General features: G+C 63.7%; 14 protein-coding genes. 3 read left to right on the top strand and 11 right to left on the bottom strand.

Features of this window, described 5'->3' with window-relative positions; genetic code table 11:
- Nucleotides 1-11: 11 nt before the first annotated feature.
- A complete protein-coding gene (gene ileS / locus ACP15O_RS14960; protein WP_425096926.1) occupies nt 12-2,915 on the bottom strand; it encodes an isoleucine--tRNA ligase in 2,904 nt (967 codons plus the stop codon).
- A gap of 531 nt (nt 2,916-3,446) precedes the next feature.
- Here ileS and ACP15O_RS14955 point away from each other — a divergent pair.
- Nucleotides 3,447-3,854 carry a group III truncated hemoglobin gene (locus ACP15O_RS14955; protein ID WP_425096925.1) on the top strand — a complete coding sequence of 136 codons (408 nt, stop codon included), beginning with the start codon at nt 3,447-3,449 and terminating at the stop codon, nt 3,852-3,854.
- Here the strand turns inward: ACP15O_RS14955 and ACP15O_RS14950 are convergent, their stop codons facing one another.
- From ACP15O_RS14950 to ACP15O_RS14940, 3 genes are read right to left on the bottom strand one after another with little or no spacing between them, the layout of a single operon-like run.
- Nucleotides 3,855-4,862: a YcjF family protein gene (locus ACP15O_RS14950; RefSeq protein ID WP_425096924.1), complete on the bottom strand. Its 1,008-nt coding sequence runs from the start codon at nt 4,860-4,862 to the stop codon at nt 3,855-3,857.
- Nucleotides 4,859-5,296 carry a GNAT family N-acetyltransferase gene (locus ACP15O_RS14945; RefSeq protein WP_425096923.1) on the bottom strand — a complete coding sequence of 146 codons (438 nt, stop codon included), beginning with the start codon at nt 5,294-5,296 and terminating at the stop codon, nt 4,859-4,861. The genes ACP15O_RS14950 and ACP15O_RS14945 overlap by 4 nt, the downstream gene beginning before the upstream one ends.
- Before the next feature lie 14 nt (nt 5,297-5,310).
- The gene (locus ACP15O_RS14940; protein ID WP_425096922.1) at nt 5,311-6,732 is read right to left on the bottom strand and encodes a YcjX family GTP-binding protein; all 1,422 of its coding nucleotides are present in this window, start codon (nt 6,730-6,732) and stop codon (nt 5,311-5,313) included.
- Nucleotides 6,733-6,890: 158 nt separating this feature from the next.
- On the opposite strand from ACP15O_RS14940, the gene truA reads away from it, so the two are divergent.
- Nucleotides 6,891-7,685, top strand: coding sequence for a tRNA pseudouridine(38-40) synthase TruA (truA, locus tag ACP15O_RS14935; protein WP_425096921.1), 795 nt, complete (start codon nt 6,891-6,893; stop codon nt 7,683-7,685).
- Here the strand turns inward: truA and ACP15O_RS14930 are convergent.
- Nucleotides 7,634-8,905 carry an NAD(P)/FAD-dependent oxidoreductase gene (locus ACP15O_RS14930; protein WP_425096920.1) on the bottom strand — a complete coding sequence of 424 codons (1,272 nt, stop codon included), beginning with the start codon at nt 8,903-8,905 and terminating at the stop codon, nt 7,634-7,636. The two genes, truA and ACP15O_RS14930, sit on opposite strands and share 52 nt — an antisense overlap.
- 206 nt (nt 8,906-9,111) lie before the next feature.
- Between ACP15O_RS14930 and ACP15O_RS14925 the strand changes: the two genes are divergently transcribed.
- A complete protein-coding gene (locus ACP15O_RS14925) occupies nt 9,112-9,759 on the top strand; it encodes a hypothetical protein (protein WP_425096919.1) in 648 nt (215 codons plus the stop codon).
- 6 nt (nt 9,760-9,765) lie between these two features.
- Here the strand turns inward: ACP15O_RS14925 and ACP15O_RS14920 are convergent, their stop codons facing one another.
- From ACP15O_RS14920 to ACP15O_RS14895, 6 genes are all read right to left on the bottom strand, one after another.
- The gene (locus tag ACP15O_RS14920) at nt 9,766-10,185 is read right to left on the bottom strand and encodes a hypothetical protein (protein WP_425096918.1); all 420 of its coding nucleotides are present in this window, start codon (nt 10,183-10,185) and stop codon (nt 9,766-9,768) included.
- A 70-nt stretch (nt 10,186-10,255) separates the two neighbouring features.
- Nucleotides 10,256-11,344 carry a serine protease gene (locus ACP15O_RS14915; protein ID WP_425096917.1) on the bottom strand — a complete coding sequence of 363 codons (1,089 nt, stop codon included), beginning with the start codon at nt 11,342-11,344 and terminating at the stop codon, nt 10,256-10,258.
- Between the two features lie 59 nt (nt 11,345-11,403).
- Nucleotides 11,404-13,467 carry a caspase family protein gene (locus tag ACP15O_RS14910; RefSeq protein ID WP_425096916.1) on the bottom strand — a complete coding sequence of 688 codons (2,064 nt, stop codon included), beginning with the start codon at nt 13,465-13,467 and terminating at the stop codon, nt 11,404-11,406.
- Between the two features lie 65 nt (nt 13,468-13,532).
- On the bottom strand, nt 13,533-14,990 hold the full coding sequence (locus tag ACP15O_RS14905) for a patatin-like phospholipase family protein (protein ID WP_425096915.1): 1,458 nt from the start codon (nt 14,988-14,990) through the stop codon (nt 13,533-13,535).
- Nucleotides 14,991-15,018: 28 nt separating this feature from the next.
- Complete coding sequence (locus tag ACP15O_RS14900; protein ID WP_425096914.1) at nt 15,019-16,368, bottom strand: sensor histidine kinase; 1,350 nt, start codon at nt 16,366-16,368, stop codon at nt 15,019-15,021.
- Nucleotides 16,365-17,072: a response regulator transcription factor gene (locus ACP15O_RS14895; protein WP_425096913.1), complete on the bottom strand. Its 708-nt coding sequence runs from the start codon at nt 17,070-17,072 to the stop codon at nt 16,365-16,367. Before ACP15O_RS14895 ends, ACP15O_RS14900 begins: the two co-directional genes overlap by 4 nt.
- Nucleotide 17,073 lies beyond the last annotated feature (1 nt).

Raw genomic sequence — 17,073 nt, 5'->3', positions numbered from 1 at the left:
TCGCGCCGGGATCAGCCCAACGCGTCATTGCAGCGCTGGCATGTCCCCGCATGAGCATGGGTGCCCACATCCGGCAGGATTTTCCAGCAGCGCTGGCATTTCTGCCCTTCGGCTTTTTCGAACACCACGCCCACACCTTCGATCTCGGGCAGGCGGAAGGCCTCGGCCGGGATCGGATCGGCGGTCAGCGCCATCCCCGAGGTGATGCAGATATCCTCGAACGGGACAGTTTTCAGCGCGGCCAGCATGTCCTCGTTTCGGATATGCACCACCGGCGCGGCCTCCAGCGAGGCCCCGATCACCTTATCCGTCCGCTGGATTTCCAGCGCCGCCGTCACCACACGGCGGGCGCGGCGGACCTCGGCCCATTTCGCGGCCAGAGGCTCGTTCAGCCAATCGGCCGGCGTGTCGGGGATGTCCTGCAAATGCACGCTGCTATCGTCACCGGGGAAGCGTTCAAGCCAGACCTCTTCCATAGTGAACACCAGGATCGGGGCCAGCCAGGTGGTCAGCCGGTGGAACAGGATGTCCAGCACGGTGCGCGCCGCACGGGCCCGCAGCGTGTCGCCATCGCAATAGAGCGCATCCTTGCGGATATCGAAATAAAACGCCGACAGATCCACGGTGGCAAAGTTGAACACGGCACTGAACACGCCCTGGAAATCGAAGCTGGCATAGCCGGTACGCACCTTGTGATCCAGCTCGGCCAGACGGTGCAAAACCCATTGTTCCAGCTCGGGCATATCGGCGGGGGCGACGCGCTGCGAGTCCTCGAACTGCGCCAGGCTGCCCAGCATAAAACGCATCGTGTTGCGCAAACGACGATAGCTGTCAGCGACCCCTTTCAGAATTTCCGGCCCGATCCGCTGGTCGGCGGTATAGTCCGTCTGGGCCACCCACAGGCGCAGGATGTCGGCCCCGTATTGCTGCACGACTTTCTCGGGTACGATGGTGTTGCCCAGCGATTTGGACATTTTGTTGCCCTTCTCGTCCAGGGTGAACCCGTGCGTGACCACGTTACGATACGGCGCGCGCCCCTTGGTGCCACAGGCTTGTAGAAGGGACGAGTGGAACCACCCGCGGTGCTGATCCGTGCCCTCCATATAGACATCGGCGATGCCGTCCTTGGTGCCGTCTTCGCGGTCGCGCAGCACGAAGGCATGGGTCGAGCCGCTGTCGAACCACACGTCCAGCACGTCGAACACCTGCTCCCATTCGTCCGGGTTATAAGCATCGCCCAGGAAGCGCTCCTTGGCACCGTCCTCGTACCAGCAATCCGCGCCCTCAGCGTCGAACGCGGCGACGATACGAGCGTTGACCGCCGGATCGCGCAGCAGGAAATCATCCGCCGTCGGCAGCGTGTCCTTTTTGACGAAACAGGTCAGCGGCACGCCCCAGGCGCGCTGGCGCGACAGCACCCAGTCGGGGCGGGTTTCGATCATTGAATACAGGCGGTTGCGCCCGGTTTGCGGCGTGAACTTCACCAGCTCGTCGATCGAGGTCAGCGCCCGTTCACGGATCGTTTCCCCATAGGTGTCATCGCCCCCCGCCGGTTTGTCGATGGCGGCAAACCATTGCGGCGTGTTGCGGAAGATCACTGGGGCCTTCGACCGCCAGCTATGCGGATACGAGTGTTTCACCCGGCCCCGCGCGATGATGCCACCCGCCTCGACCAGCTTGGCGATCACGGCCCCGTTGGCCTTGTCTTCCTTGCCCTTGTGGTTGAACACGCGCAGCCCGGCAAAGAAGGGCACATGGGGCAGGAATTCGCTGTCCTCGCCTACGTTGTGGGTCATGCGGTCGATCCAGTTGCGCTTGACGAAACATTCATAGTCATCCGCACCATGGCTGGGCGCAGTATGCACAAAGCCCGTACCCGCGTCGTCAGTGACATGGTCGCCGTCGATCATCGGCACGTCGTAGTCCCAGAACCCATCGGCCCCGGCGATACCAGCGAAGGGGTGTTTAAGGATCATGCCGTCAAACTCGGCTGGAGCCACATCACGGACACGGGTGAACTCGGTCACGCGGGATTTCGTCAGCGCATCCTCGGCCAGAGCATCCGCGAAGACGTAAAGATCACCAGGCTTGGTCCAGCTTTCTTCCTCGGTCGCGTCCACGCGGTACAGGCCATAGGCGATCTTGGGGTTATAGGCGACGGCCTTGTTCGAGGGGATCGTCCAGGGCGTCGTCGTCCAGATCACCACGCGCGCATCCGCCAGCCCTTCGGGGGCCGATTTGAAGGCAAACGGCACCCAGATCGTGTGCGACTGGTGGTCGTGATACTCGATCTCGGCCTCGGCCAGGGCGGTTTTCTCCACCGGAGACCACATCACGGGTTTCGAGCCCTGATACAGCGTGCCGTTCATCAGGAATTTCATGAACTCGTCGGCGATCACGGCCTCGGCGTGGAAATCCATCGTCAGATAAGGATCGTCCCAGTTGCCGGTGATCCCCAGGCGTTTGAACTCGGACCGCTGCACATCCACCCACTGATCGGCAAAGGCGCGGCATTCGCGGCGGAATTCCACCACCGGCACGTCATCCTTGTCCTTGCCCTTCTGGCGGTACTGTTCCTCGATCTTCCATTCGATGGGCAGGCCGTGGCAATCCCAACCGGGGACATAGCGCGCATCGAAGCCCATCATCTGATGAGACCGCACGATCATGTCCTTGATCGTCTTGTTCAGCGCGTGGCCGATATGCAGGTGGCCGTTGGCATAGGGCGGGCCGTCATGCAGGGTAAAGGGCTGACGGCTGCCATCGGCGGCCTTGGTCCGCAGGCGACCGTAGATGTCCATGTCCTCCCAGCGTTGCAGCCAGGCGGGTTCGCGTTTGGGCAGGCCCGCGCGCATGGGGAAATCGGTTTGCGGCAGGTTCAGGGTTTGCTTGTACTCAGGGGTATCGGCGCACATCGGTGGCGTCCTTCGAATAGTCATCATGTCTGGGTGTGTGGGGGCGGCGCGGTATCCCATACGCCTTGTCCCGGCGGCTCATGGTGTCAGAGCGCCGGGCTGGTAATTCGAATAATGATCGCGATCAGATGCATCATGGGCCGCTTATACGGCGCGGCAACGCGGGGGTAAAGCCGTCTTGGCCTCGCGCGGCAATCGCGCCCAAGCCTGGGCAACGCCGTGTTTATCTGTCTGGCTGGCTGGGTCTGGCGGCGTAGCTGGCAAAGGCTGGCTGCGGGGCTGGATCTGGCTTGCTGAATAGATCAGTCGGGCTGGATGGCCGGTGATTCCGTCGCCATCTGGCTATGGGGTATATTTAGGGGCTCCCCGCACGCCCGTCAAGAGATTTTCTATATTTTTCAATTAGTTGATAGGTTTTGTCAGGATTTAAAACCCAAGTAATTTCGTCAGAAAACCGCCGACGCGACAAACTGGCCCTTGCCCGGCCACGGCAGATCACTAGGGTTCCCCTGCGCGCTGAAAGGAATGCAAATGGCTGCCATCCCTCCTAAATTTGACATCACCCGAGACGACATCGCGCGGGTTGTCCACAGCTTCTATGCGCTGGTGCGCCAGCATCCTGGGCTGGGGCCGGTTTTCGCCGCGCATGTCACCGACTGGCCCCACCACGAAGAGAAAATCATCCGTTTCTGGGCCAACGCCATTCTGCACGAGCGGGACTATGACGGAAACCCGCTGCTGGTGCATCGGGATGCGGGCAATGTGCGGCCCGGAATGTTCGACCCGTGGCTGGGCCTGTTCGATACGGTGCTGCGGCAGGAATTGCAGCCCCAGCAAGCCGCCGCCTGGTCCACGCTGGCGCATCGGATCGGCCGGTCCCTGCGCGCCGGTGTGGTCGAGAAAATCCACGGCGCCGATGGCGTGCCGCGCCTGTTCTGATCAGCTCTGACCGAACAGCCCGGTCAGCGCGCGCCGCACCAGCCCGGTCACCGAGGGGCTGTCGTTGCGCACGAAAGGCAGCGGGCGGCAGACCTCGATCGCGGCGACACCGACACGGGCGGTCAGGGCACCGTTTACCACGCCTTCGCCAAAACGGCGCGAGAGTTTGGACAGCAGCCCGCCCCCCGCCAAAGAGCCCAGCAGATCATCGCCCACCGCCACGGCCCCCGTGGCCACCAGATGCGTCATCACCGCCCGTGCCAGACGCCAGCTGCCCAGAGTCCCCGCCCGCCCGCCGTAAATCTCGGCCACGCGGCGGATCATCCGCAGGTTTGAGGTCAGCGCCGCGAACACATCCGCCAGCGCCAGCGGCACGATGGCTGTGACCGTGGCGACCTGCCGGGCGGCGGCCTCGACCTCGCGCAGGGCAGCCTGATCCAGCGGGGTCAGCAGCTCGGCCTCGGCCAGATCCAGCAGGGCATCGGCGTCGAATTGTTCGTCCTTGCGTTCGTTGAAATTGGCACGGGCCCAGTCCAGCTCGGGGCGGCCAGCGTAAAGGGACAGAATGCGCCCGACCACCTGCCGCGCCTTGGCCAGGTCATGATCCGCGCGCGCCTCGGCCCCGGCGCGGTGCAGCCGATCCAGACGCGCCAGACGGCTGAAGGCGGCCAGCTCGCGGATCGCGGCAATCGCCAGCACCAACACGAACGCCCCCATCAACACGCTGACCGCATAGCCCAGCAGCGGCATCCGCGCGATCAGCCCGGTCACGAAATCCCAGGCCGAGACAGACAGAACCGCCCCCAGCAGACCCAGCCCCAGCCCCCAAGCCCATTTCGCCAAAGACGACCGGCGCGCAGGCCGGGCCGCCAGCACCACGGCCTTTTGCATGGCCGCGCCCGTGGGGGCCTCGGTGTCCGGAACCGGCGGAGCGCTATCCGGGCCTTCGGCCGGGGCGGCATTTTCCAGATCGATCAGGACCGGGCCTTTTGCCTTTTCCGTGCTCATGGTTGCGGCTCCTTTTGCCAGACCAGACAAACATCGGGCAGCCCTTCGTCATTGCCCTCGCCTGCGGTGTGGGCAACCTCAGAAAACCCCTGCGCCAGATAGAAAGCGCGCGCCAGATGGTTGCTTTGCAAGGTCCATAATTCCAGCCGGGGGCTAAGCGTTTTGGCATCGTTCAGCAGCCCCCGCCCCACTCCGTGCCCCTGCGCGCGCGGGTGGACATAAAGCGCGTGAACCCGCGCGCCATCTCGCATGATAAACCCGGCAATCCCCGTTTCATCCCGCACAAAGCGCACCCATTTGCGCAGCACCACCTTGGCCATCAGCTGCGCATCGGACAGCCATCCACGCCCGGTTTCGCCTGCCGTGCGCGTGTGCAGCCACAGGATGCTTAGCAACACGGGCACATGCCACAGCCGGGCCATATGAGGCCCCATATGCGCCCCCTGCGTCATGACAGCCTGTCCCCGATCAGGAATTGCGCGGCGCGGTCCAGCCGGATGTGGGGCGGTCCCTCGCCCGGCTTCAAGGACAGGGGCGAGGGGGCGAAGGACATAATCCTGTAATCGGCGTCGAGCCATTTTTCATCTCCGGCACGGGCGGGGGAAAGAAGTCGGGCGGGATCTTCGGGCAGCGCCCCCGGATAGAAGGCAGCGCGTTTGCCCGTGTCCTGCAAAATACCGCGCACCACATCCAGAGGCTGGCCTTCGTGTGTCAGCCGGTCCTCGGTCGTGGCCCTAAGCGCGGCAATCGCCATCGCCGCCGTTTCCGCCCCGGCGAAATCGGCCCGGTCGCGTGCCTCGCGGGTCAGGGCCTCCATGATGGCGGTCAGGCGGGCGTGCTGGCTGTGGTGCAGATGGTCCGTCTTGGTGGCGGCAAACAGGATCTTTTCAACCCGCTTGCCCAGCAAAATCCGCGTCAGAAACGCGTTCCGACCAGGCCGGAATGCAGACAGAATATCGGCCATGGCGCGGCGCAGATCCTCAACCGCCTGCGGGCCATTATGAATCGCGCCCAACGCGTCCACCAGCACCACCTGCCGGTCGATCCGGGCAAAATGATCGCGGAAAAACGGCTTGACCACCTTGGATTTATAGGCGTCATAGCGGCGCTCCATTTCGCGCAGCAATGTCCCGCGTTTTGCGCCCCCGCCCGCCAGAGGCGCAAAGGTCAGCGCCGGGCTGCCCGCCAGATCGCCCGGCAACAGGAACCGCCCCGGCGTGCAATCGGCAAACCCGGCATCCCGCGCGGCGATCAGATAAGTGGCAAAGGCCTGCGCCAGCGCCTGCGCCGTGGGTTCATCATGGCGCGCGGCCCCATCCGCTGCGCGCGCCTGTTGCAGATAGGCCTCTGCCTGCGGGCGCGCGGCGATCCGTTCGAGGGTTTCGGCGGCCCATTCGGCATAGGATTTATCCAAAAGCGCCAGATCCAGCAGCCATTCCCCCGGATAGTCGACAATATCCAGATGGATCGTGCGCGGCCCGGACAACCCAGACAAAAGCCCCGTCGGCCGGACCTTAAGCGACAGGCGCAACTCGGAAATCGAGCGCGTGGAATCGGGCCAATAGGGCACCGGCGCAGTCAGCGCGGTCAGGTGGTTTTCAAACTCGAACCGCGGAATGGTGTCATCGGGCTGAGGCTGTAGATAGGCCGCCTCGATCCGGCCCTCGGCCCCGGCCAGCAGGCCCGGCATCCGCCCCCGATCCAGCAAATTGGCCACCAAAGACGTGATGAACACCGTCTTGCCCGACCGTGCCAACCCCGTCACGCCCAGCCGGATCACCGGCTCGAAAAACGTCTCGGATATACTGTCGCCGATGCTTTCGACCCCACGGGTCAGCCCATCGGCCAGATCGGTCAGTCCCACACCCATTTACCCTTCGTTTACTTTACCACCCCAAGATAGGCACAGAACCCCCGCCGGGGAAGCTCCGCCAAGCTTATTGTCCGATTTTGTTCAAAGATCGGCGATCAGAGTGTTTTTTCGGACCCGCGCTTTTCCGCGCCGGGAATTTGGGCTATGGCGGCGACATGCCCAGATTTGCTCTATCGGTAGAATATCACGGCGCGCCCTTTGCCGGGTGGCAGCGTCAGGCGGATCAGCCCTCGGTTCAGGGCGCGATCGAGGCGGCTTTGGCGCGGCTTGAACCCGGCCCGCACACGATTGCCGCAGCAGGGCGGACGGATGCCGGGGTGCACGCGCTGGCCCAGGTGGCCCATTGCGACCTGCAAAAAGAGTGGGATCCGTTCCGCCTGTCCGAGGCGCTGAACTATCATCTGAAGCCTCAGCCCGTCGCGATCCGGCAGGCCCGGCGCGTGGCCGATGACTGGCACGCACGGTTTTCCGCGGTTGAGCGGCAATACAGCTTTCGCCTGCTGATGCGGCGCGCGCCGGCCACGCATGACGCCGGGCTGGTCTGGCAGGTTCCGCAGCCGCTGAATCTGGAGCCAATGCAAGAGGCCGCGCAATACCTGCTGGGGCGGCATGATTTCACCACGTTCCGGTCCTCGATCTGCCAGGCGGCCAGCCCGGTCAAAACGCTGGACGAGCTGACCATCACACAGACCGAGGGCTGGTCCGGGCCAGAGCTGCGTTTCTTTTTGCGCGCCCGCTCTTTTCTGCATAATCAGGTGCGCAGTTTCGTGGGAACGCTGGAACGTGTCGGCGCGGGATCCTGGACGCCCGAAGACGTGCGCACCGCGCTTGAGGCCCGCGACCGCGCGGCCTGTGGGCCGGTCTGCCCGCCGCAGGGGCTGTACCTGTCCGGCGTCGTCTACCCCGACGCGCCCTTCGAAACACCCGCGCTGAAACGCCCCGGCGCATAGGGCGTCATGTCGATATTGGGGGTCTGCCCGGCAACCAGCTGCGCCAGCAGACGGCCGGTTCTGGCCCCGCCGGTCAGCCCCACGTGATGATGCCCGAACCCCAGAAAAGCGCCTTTTATATCAGGGGATTGCCCGATTATGGGCAGAGAATCGGGCAGCACGGGCCGGTGCCCCATCCACTCGGTTTTTTCGTCCCAGCTCAGCCCCGGCATGGCGGCGCAGGCCTGCCGCAGCAGCAGATCGAACGGCGCACGCGAGGGCTGCGCCCTCAGCCCTCCGAATTCGACAATCCCGGCAAGACGCAAACGCCCCTCCATCGGAGTGGCCACGAACTGGCCCGCGCTGAACAAAATGGGCGATTCCGGCATGATTGAGGGGTTCCACAGCTCGATATGATAGCCGCGTTCGGTTTCCACCGGCGCCCGGACGCCCAGGCTGCGCGCCAGCGGGCCGCTCCAGGCGCCCGCGGTCAGGACCACCGCATCGCAGGCCATCATTTTGCCATCGACACGCAGCCCGCTGACCCGGCCGGTCTTATGCGAAATTTCCGTGACATCGCCCCGCACGAAATCCCCGCCCTGCGCCACAAGATGCGCCACCAGCGCCTTGACATAGGCCCCCGGATCGGAAATCCGCCCGTGATCGCCGAAAACCGCGCCGATTGACACATCCCCGGTCAGCGCCGGATCGTATTGCCGCAGGGCCGCGCCCTCGAACTCTTGCCAGGAAAACCCGTTTTCGCGCTTGAGAGCGTAGGTATAGGCGTCCGCCTCGAAATCCCTGCGCGTCCGATAGGCATAGACGAAATCACACGGGTGCAGATAGGGCGCGGCCGGGGTGCCCAAGGCCAGCGCCCGGTGATCGGCCAGGCTGTCTGCGATCAACGCGGTCAAAGCCCGCGCCGTCGCCCGCGCATCCCGATCATTGGCTCGCCGCAGATAGGCCAGCAGCCAGGGGGCCAGACGCGGCAGATAGCTCCATTTCAGGAACAGCGGCCGGGACGGATTGAACAGATAGGACGGCCCCTGACGCAGCAGGCCCGGCACCGGCACCGGCACCACAGCACAAGAGGCCAGCACCCCGCCGTTTCCATAAGAGGCCCCCTCGCCCGGTTCCAGCCGGTCAATCAGGGTCACTTTCAGGCCGGCTCGCTGGGCCCAGATGGCAGTCGCGGCGCCGACAATTCCGGCCCCAATAATCGCGACATGGCTGTCTGGCATGTGTCGTGTTTCCTTTTCTCTGAACGGTCATGATGCAGATGCGGCACGGGCTTGCCAAGCCCCGTGAAAATACGGGTTTTGTGCATGTTTAGCGTGGTCGCCCGGAAATGACAGGCCTTGTCAGCAAAGAACAATTCCTATTGCGCCCCCAAGCGTGTAGCTTTGGGGAAACCGACGCGTTTTCGACCATTGAAAGAGTGCCCATCATGAAGATCTCCGCCCTGGCGCTGGCCGCCGCCCTGCTGATCCCTACGGCTACGCTGGCCGGTTCCGGCCCGCTGAAAACGCTGGCGCTGGGTCAGGATCTGTTCGCCTACGGGCAGGCCCAGCAAGACCCCGTTATGGTGCTGAGCGCGGCCAAGATCACCGGCTCGGTATTCATCGAAGACGTCCAGCGCCCCACCCAGACCCGCCCCGGCGCCGCGCCCGGTACGGATGACAGCGCCCCGGCCGATCCCACTGTGGTGACGGCCGCGCAGATGTATCAGATCGCCTATGATCTGGCCGAGGGGGACGACGCCCTGCAAGCGCGGATCGAGGATGCCTCGGTCGAGGGCAGCCGCGGGCGCATTGGCGGGGCCAGCCGGACGCTGAACCGTTTGCAGGCCGGCTATATAGACATGGTGCGCCTCGAATTCGAAGGCGGTATCCTGGCCGAGCTGGCCATTCTGGGCAATGACGGGTCTAATCTGGATCTCAAGGTGCTTGATGAAAAAGGCAACACGATCTGCCGGGAACAGGGGGCTTCGGACAAGCTGTATTGCGCCTGGACACCCACACAGAACGGCGTGTTCTTTGCCGAGGTCGAAAATGTCAGCTCCAAGCGGAACAGCTATTACGTGCTGACGAACTGAACGGGGTTATCCCTGGGTTACATTTTGCTGAACCACCTTGGCGCACCGCACCATCAGCTGTTCGACCTCCAGCATACGCCTGACATTGCCAGAGCCAATGAGACTCGGGGTTATGTTCTCGGGCAGTTCCTTACGCCGCGCGCTTTGTAAAAAGGCTTCGATCTGGGCAACGAATTCCGGGGACTGACGGTCGATTTCCAGATTGCGGGTCCTGTCACGTTCGACACTCTCGGCCGCGTCCTCTAGCCTTTCGATCAGGGTAAGCACCCCGGCGGTTTCACAGGATGCGTGCGCCAGGATCAACGTCGCATCGCGGTCCAGTTGCCGGTCATCGGTCTCGTCCAGATACTGCCAAAGTGGGAAAAATGCGAAAACCGAGGCCGCCGCAACCGCCAGCCGCTCGACGGACAGGAATAGTTTCAACATCTGGGAATATCTCTCGATCCACATAGAGACCCCCGCCAAAGCTGGCGGGGGGCTGATTTTTCAGAGTCGCTTAGTTCTGGCTGATGGTCTGCTCCAGCCAGGGCAGGAACTTGGACACCTTGGTATAGGCCGAGAACAGGGCGTTTTCCGCGCAGGTGTTGTTGGGACCGGCGGACAGGCCCCAGCTGACGATCCCGGCCTGAATATAGCTGCCATCGTCCAGCGGCACCACCAGCGGGCCGCCGCTGTCACCCTGACACGAGGTCTTGCCGCCTTCAAAGCTGCCCGAGCAGATCATGTTCTCGGTCAGCGGCAGGGGCGCGCGTTTGACCAGCTCTTCCCAGGCTTTCTGCATGTCGCTCTGGTTCAGGCGAAAGATCGAGGCCGCCTGCACAAAGGCCTTGCTGGCCGGGCGGGCGCGCGCCTTCATCAGGGCCTCGTTGCAGGTGTCGCGTGACATCATCTGGATTTCGGCCTGATACATCTGGTTGGGGTGTTTGCCCCCGTTCACCAGCCCCCAGCCGGTCACCACGGTGGGCACCCCGGCCTGATCCAGCACATCGCCGAAGTTCTGATCGGGCACCTGGATCGTGCGGTAGTTCGAGTTCGGACGACGCGCCAGTTTGATCAGGGCCACATCCCCGTCCCAGCCATTGGGGTTATAATTGGGGTAACGGATGATTTTCTCGACCGGGACGTTATCGCCCTGGCCATCGCCAATCACGTTGGTGCCGGTCAGCACGGTCAGCTGCGAGGGATGCAGATCGAAGTATTTCCCGTTCTTGTCCTGATGATGGATACAGTGGGCCGCCGTCAGCACCCAGCGATCCAGAATCAACGAGCCACCGCAGAAATGCGCATCGGGCGACAGCGGGTAACCGGCGATCATCAGGCCAACCTGCCAGGGCCAGGCGCCGTTCGCGGCCAGCTCGCCGCCGATCACCTTGGATCCGCTGCCATCCTTGGCCATCTGCTCGGCGCGTTCGGCCTTGCGGTTCGACGCGGCGAAATCAAAAGGCGAGGCATTGGCCGCATCCACCGCCGGCATCTCGATTTCCTGCGCGGTCACGGCTGGCGCGGTCATCAGCGCCGCCGCCATCACCAGGCCGGCCCACTTTGGGCCAGCCCATTTCAGACTGTTGAATTTAAAGGCTTTCATATCGGTTCCTTTCACTAAGTTTTGCGTCAAATACAGTGCGCTTAAGTCACATTCTAAGGCTATTCGGGCACGTTCAGATGCACAGAGTAGCGTTTTACATCCAGTTTCGGCAGGCCACCCGAGCCAGACAGGGAAAGATCGCGCGCGCTTTCATCCGGGGCCAGCGCCGCCCCCAGATAGGCCTGTAATGCGCCGCCCGTCGCGGGCAGATCGCGGGTCTGAATCGGGTCGGCCAGGGCTGTCAGCTCGGTTCGGGGGGCCCCATCGCGGGCAGGAGTGGAAATCACGATCAGTTCTTCTATACCGGCCCGCCCCCGCCCATCGGCCCCGGCCGGATTCTGGATCAGCAGACCGATTTCCTGTTCCTCGCCAAAGGCAATGCGGTTCGAAATTCCCGGTTCGGGCCAGATCGCCGTGACGCCCAGTTCGCGATCCACATAGAGCACAGTGACGTCCTGCGCCTCAAGATCGGTATTGCGCAGGCTCAGCCACAGCTGATCGCAGTGCTGCACCGAAACCGGCGCCGAAACCGGGGTTTGGGCGGCGTCCGGATCCGCGCAATCGCCATCCTTGCCGATCTGCCCGGCGACATGGCGCAGGCTTTGGCCGATGCCGGTGCTGAACAGGCTGAACCCGCCCGAACTGCCCTGTTCAGCCATCGACAGCGCAATACGCAAACGGCCCGTGCGGGCCACACGTTCCAGAAAATCGGCCAGGTGCAATTGCAATTGCGGGTATTCGGCGCCGTTCAGATCCAGACGCGGGCTAGAGCCCGGCCCGTGCGGGTCCAAAATCCCGTCGCGCCCGGCCAAAGCCAGCGTCCCGTCCACCAGATAGGGCTGCATATCGAACGCGGGGGCATTCAGGCGCACCCCCTCCAGCGCGTCGGCTTGCGCCAACCCGTCCAGCATCGCCGTCAGCGCCCCATAATCCTGCCCGTCCATGGCATCCGCGCGGATCGGCACACCCAGACGCACGGGCTGAGGCAATCCGGGCTGCGTAACCATGGCATACCCGGCCGAAGGCAGCGGATCATCGGACAGCAACGTCGCGCTATTGGCCTGTAGCCCGGTCAACCGCGCGCGGGCCAGAGCCGTCTGATCCGTCAGGCTGGCAAAGATCTGCACAACGGCCCCCTCGGCCAATCCGTGCAATAACCCGGCCTGCAACTGATCCCCGTCAAAGGCATAGCGCTTTTTGGGGGTGGCCTGTCCGAAAACACCTGCGGCCAGCAGGGTGCCCTCTGCGTCCGGGGATTGCGCGGCGGGCCCATTCCGAGACATGCCATCCGTCGCCGCCTGCAAGGCCTGCTGCCAGCTTAGCGCAGCTTCCGCCGTCAGCACCCCCATCAGCGCGCGGGTGAAATCGCCGTACCAATTGGCCGGATCATCCGCATCGCCCAACGGGTATTCAAACGAGCGCTGATTGGATTGCGAGGAATAGAGAAACGCAAAATCCCCCTGCAAGGCCCGCCCCGCGCCGTCCGGTTCTTCAAAAGGCCCCGCCTGCGGGATGCCCAGCATCACCGGATCCACATAGCGCGCCACCGCGGATTGCTGCCCCAGGGCACGAAATCCGGTGGCTGAATGGCAGGCATCCAGAACCGCCACCAAATGCGCTCCGGTGTCCAGAATGGCCTGAAAATGCGTGGCCATTTCATCATCGACAATCGCGTTTTCCACGGCTCCGATCGCGCCTTTCCAGCCGGTTGCATCGGCAGGCAGCAGGATCTCATCATAACCGCCGGCCTCGTCCCCGTTCTGATCGGGCGCCTGCGAGCCATGGCCCGAGAAATAGAAAAACACCGTATCCCCGGCCTGCGCCTTCTGGCTGAGCCGGGTCAGCTCGGACAGGATGGCGGCGCGCGTGGGGGCCTGCAGGATCGGCACACCCGGCGCGTGCCCCGCCCCTTCCGAGGCCAGCAGACGAATGCGCTGCGGGTCCACGCCGCGCGCAATCAGCATCTGCGTCACCAAAGCCGTATCATTGGCCGGCCCGCGCAAATCCGCATCCAGATGGAAATAATCCGACACCCCAACCACCAGAGCAAGGGTCTCGGCCCGCAGGGGGGCAGCAAGGGTGCCCAGCAGCACGGCAACAGCAAGGGTAAACCTATGTTTCATGCGCAATTGTTTACAGGTGTCCTTTGTTCGATCAAGCATTCAGCGCGGGGTGACCGGATTTGTCATCAGTTCTTGATGGGCGCTATCCGCCTCAGGGCGCCCCCGCCGCCCGCCCGTATCGCCGCCAGCGGATTGCCCCCCGGCTGCGCCCGCAGAAATCCGTTCAGATCAGGGTTCAGGCGGGTGGCCATGCGGCCGGCCTGAATGGTCATATCCACCTGTTCCGTCTTCAGTTTCAGCCGGGTCGGGATCTCATTCAGCGCGGTTTGTTGCGCTTCGTCCAGCGCGTCGAAACTGATCAGCCCGACGAAAAACTTCACGTCCCGGCAGTTCCATCCGCGCAGCGTGCCGCGGTGTTTGCGCACTTGCGCGGCGGGCAGGCTGCAACGGAATGCGACCAGATCGGATTCCCATTTTTCGATCTGCAACCGCATCGCATCATAGCCCGTCCGCGAGGCCGCCCCCATCGAGGCCCCGGCAATCCCCATCGCCAGATTAGGCCCGCCCGGCCCGCGCAGTTTCTGCGACCAGCGATAGGTTTTCTCGGTCCCCGCATCCGCCACCAGGAACAAGAACCGCTTCAACCGCACCGCCTGCTGCGCGGTCAGCGGCGCATAGCCATTGCGCGCCCGCGCCCGTTCGATCGCCAGCCCGGTGGTGCCGAAATTATCCGTAATCCCGCCGTCTAACAGTTTAACATATTTCACCTTATCGGGGTTTCCATAGCTTTCCAGCGCCGCAGCATGGGCCCGCATGGCCGAGCTGGCCTCGGGGTTGTGGCGCGCGGCGGTCAGCCAGTCGGGCTCTTGATAGGTGCAGGTATCCTGATGCGCCTCCAGCGTGATCGGCGAGAACACCAGAGGAAACGCCGCCGAGGCCGCCACAGCATCCGAAATCGGGAAACTGGACAGATCCGAGCACAGCGCGTCAAACGTCTCGGGGCTAAACAGAAACGGCGTCTGGTTCGCCATATCCGTGGCATTGATCCAGGTGGTGATCTGGCTGCGCGCGCGCAGATCGCCAAAGGTGGCACCGTGGAACAGTTTCTCATCCAGATAGCGGCCAAAAGTCTTGCGCCCGTTGGCCCCGCCGGACAGGCCGCGCACCACCGTCAGCGGGTTTATCGGCGTGTTGGCCATATAGCGTTCGGCATTGGTGATCAGGTAATTGTCGCGATACCCCTCCAGAGCCCTGGCCCCGTTCAGCCCGAAATGCGCCGCCGTGACGGACCCGCCGGACACCCCCGTGACCAGCCGCACGTCAGACAGGATGCCCTCGGGGTTTTCAGGGCTGGCGGACTGGGCGCGCAGCTCCTCAAGTACACCATAGGCAAAGGCCGAGGCCCGCATCCCCCCACCGGAAAAGGCCAGCCCGACATAGACCTCGCCATCCTGCGGGGTTTTCAGCGTGGTTTCCGCAAGGGGGGCGTTCTGCCCGCTTTCCAACGGTTGGTTCAGTGGCTTGTTCACCGCTGCGCATCCGGCCAGAAGAACCGCTGCGCACAACACTTGAATTGGTTTCATACGTCTCCCCCGGCGCGGCCCGATAATGTCAGGCCGTAGGGTCGAGTTTAGGGCAGCTGATCACAATCGCAAAGCCTTTTGACGTAGGGGGAAGCAACAGTTTCGCCCCATGCCGCGCCGCGATGGCCTGCACCAGCGCCAGGCCCAGCCCGTGCCCGGCTGTCTGCCGGTCCCGTTCCGCACGCGAGAAACGCTCGAACATCTGCGCGCGCAATTCTTCGGGGATGCCGGGGCCGGTATCGGACAGCTGAAGCAGATGACGCCCGTTCTGCTCGGCCAGGGACAGGGTGATCGCATCGCCCCGATGACAGTATTTAATGGCGTTTTCCAGCAGGTTCGTCAGCAGCTGCGCCAGCAGGCTGCGCTCGCCCAGAACCCACAGATCGGGGGTGATTTGCAGATGGCATTCCAGCCCGTGGTCCTCGGCCAGAGGGGCGTAGAGATCAAAGACCTGCTCGGCCAGTTCCGACAGGTTCACAGGCACCAGACCGGGGCGTTGCCCCTGCGCGGCCTCGGCGGCTGAAATATCCAAAAGCGCATCGAAAACCCGAATAGCCGAGCGAATTTCCCCCCTGATTTCATTGGCTTGCGCTGTATCCACGGGCAGATCCGCCAGACGCTGCTGTATCCGGTTCAGCGGGGTGCGCAGCTCATGGGCGATGGCATCCGACAGCCGGTGCGTCGCACGGTTCAGGGCCTCGATCCGGTCCAGCATATTGTGGATATGATCCTGCAAGGTGGCGAATTCATCCTGCGTGGCTGGCCTGGGCAAGCGAGCGGACAGATCGCCTTCGGCCACCTGATCGGCCAGCCTGTTCAGCCGCCCGATCCGGCCCAGAACAGCGCGGCTCACCCCCCATCCGGCCAGCAAGGACACCCCCAGCAGACCCAGCGCAACCCAGCCGATCAGCCGCCGCAAATCGGCCAGAGTGGCCAGAGTCTCGGCCCTGGAATGCGCCACCAGGAACGGGAAACCGCCGGGCAATTCACGCGCCACACCCAGATAGGGCACCCCCGCATACGTGAATTCCTGCGCGCCATCGGGGGCGAAATCAGCGCCGTTCACCGCCAGGCCCGCAGGCCATTGCGCCAGGTTTCCGGCCAGTTTCCGGTCTCGGTCCATCAACAGGTAAATCACCTGCTGCGCCGGAGCCGTGTCCACGCGGAATTCAACCGCCTGGCGCAAGGCAACGATCCGACGCTGCTGGTACAGGGCCGCGAAGGCCTCAAGATCGGCGCGCAGCATTTCGCTCTGGCGCGCCTCAAGCGAGGCCGCAGTCACCCGGTATTGCACGCTCATCGCGGCCACGGACATCAGGATAATCCCCGAGGCCACCAAAAGCGTCACCCGCAAACTGGCCGAGCGCGCCCGCCTCATTGCGGTTCTTTCACCGGGTCGAACACGTATCCCTCGCCGCGGGCGGTGTGGATGATGGGACGCCCGGCAGCGCCCTCCAGCTTGCGGCGCAGGCGGCCCACATGGACATCCACCACATTGGTCTGCGGATCGAAATGCAGGTTCCAGACGTTCTCTAGCAGCTGCATCCGCGTCACCACATCCCCCGCGTTCGAGGCAAAATAGCTAAGCAGTTTGAACTCTTTAGGGGAAATCGCGACATGCGTGGTGCCGATATGGACGGTGCGCGCCTTCATGCGGATTTCCAGATCTCCGAAAGCGATCACATCGTTATCCAGCGCCACCATGGTCTTGCGCCGCAACAGGGCGCGCAGGCGGGCGCGTAGCTCATCGGGGTCAAAGGGCTTGGCCAGGTAATCGTCGGCACCTTTTTCCAGCCCCTCGATCTTATTCTGCGCGCGCCCCAGCGCCGAGATCACCAGCACCAGCGCGGTCGAGCCCGCCGCCCGCACCTTGGCGATGGCATCCACGCCGTCACCTCCGGGCAGCATCCGGTCAAACACGATCACGGCAAATGCCCGATCCGAGGCCGCCCGAAGCCCCGCATCATAAGTGGTACAGAGCGTCGGCTCTGCCCCTACATCGCGCGCGGCCTGTGCCATGGCCTGTGCGGCCACGGCGTCGTCCTCGACAATCAGAATTTGGGGGATTTCGGCGGTGGTCATG

It is taken from the genome of Youngimonas ophiurae (nom. illeg.) (assembly GCF_049803795.1).
GTDB lineage: Bacteria > Pseudomonadota > Alphaproteobacteria > Rhodobacterales > Rhodobacteraceae > Thalassobius.
The sequence above is the reverse complement of the archived record's forward strand: the minus strand, read 5'-3'. Positions and strand labels throughout refer to the sequence as shown.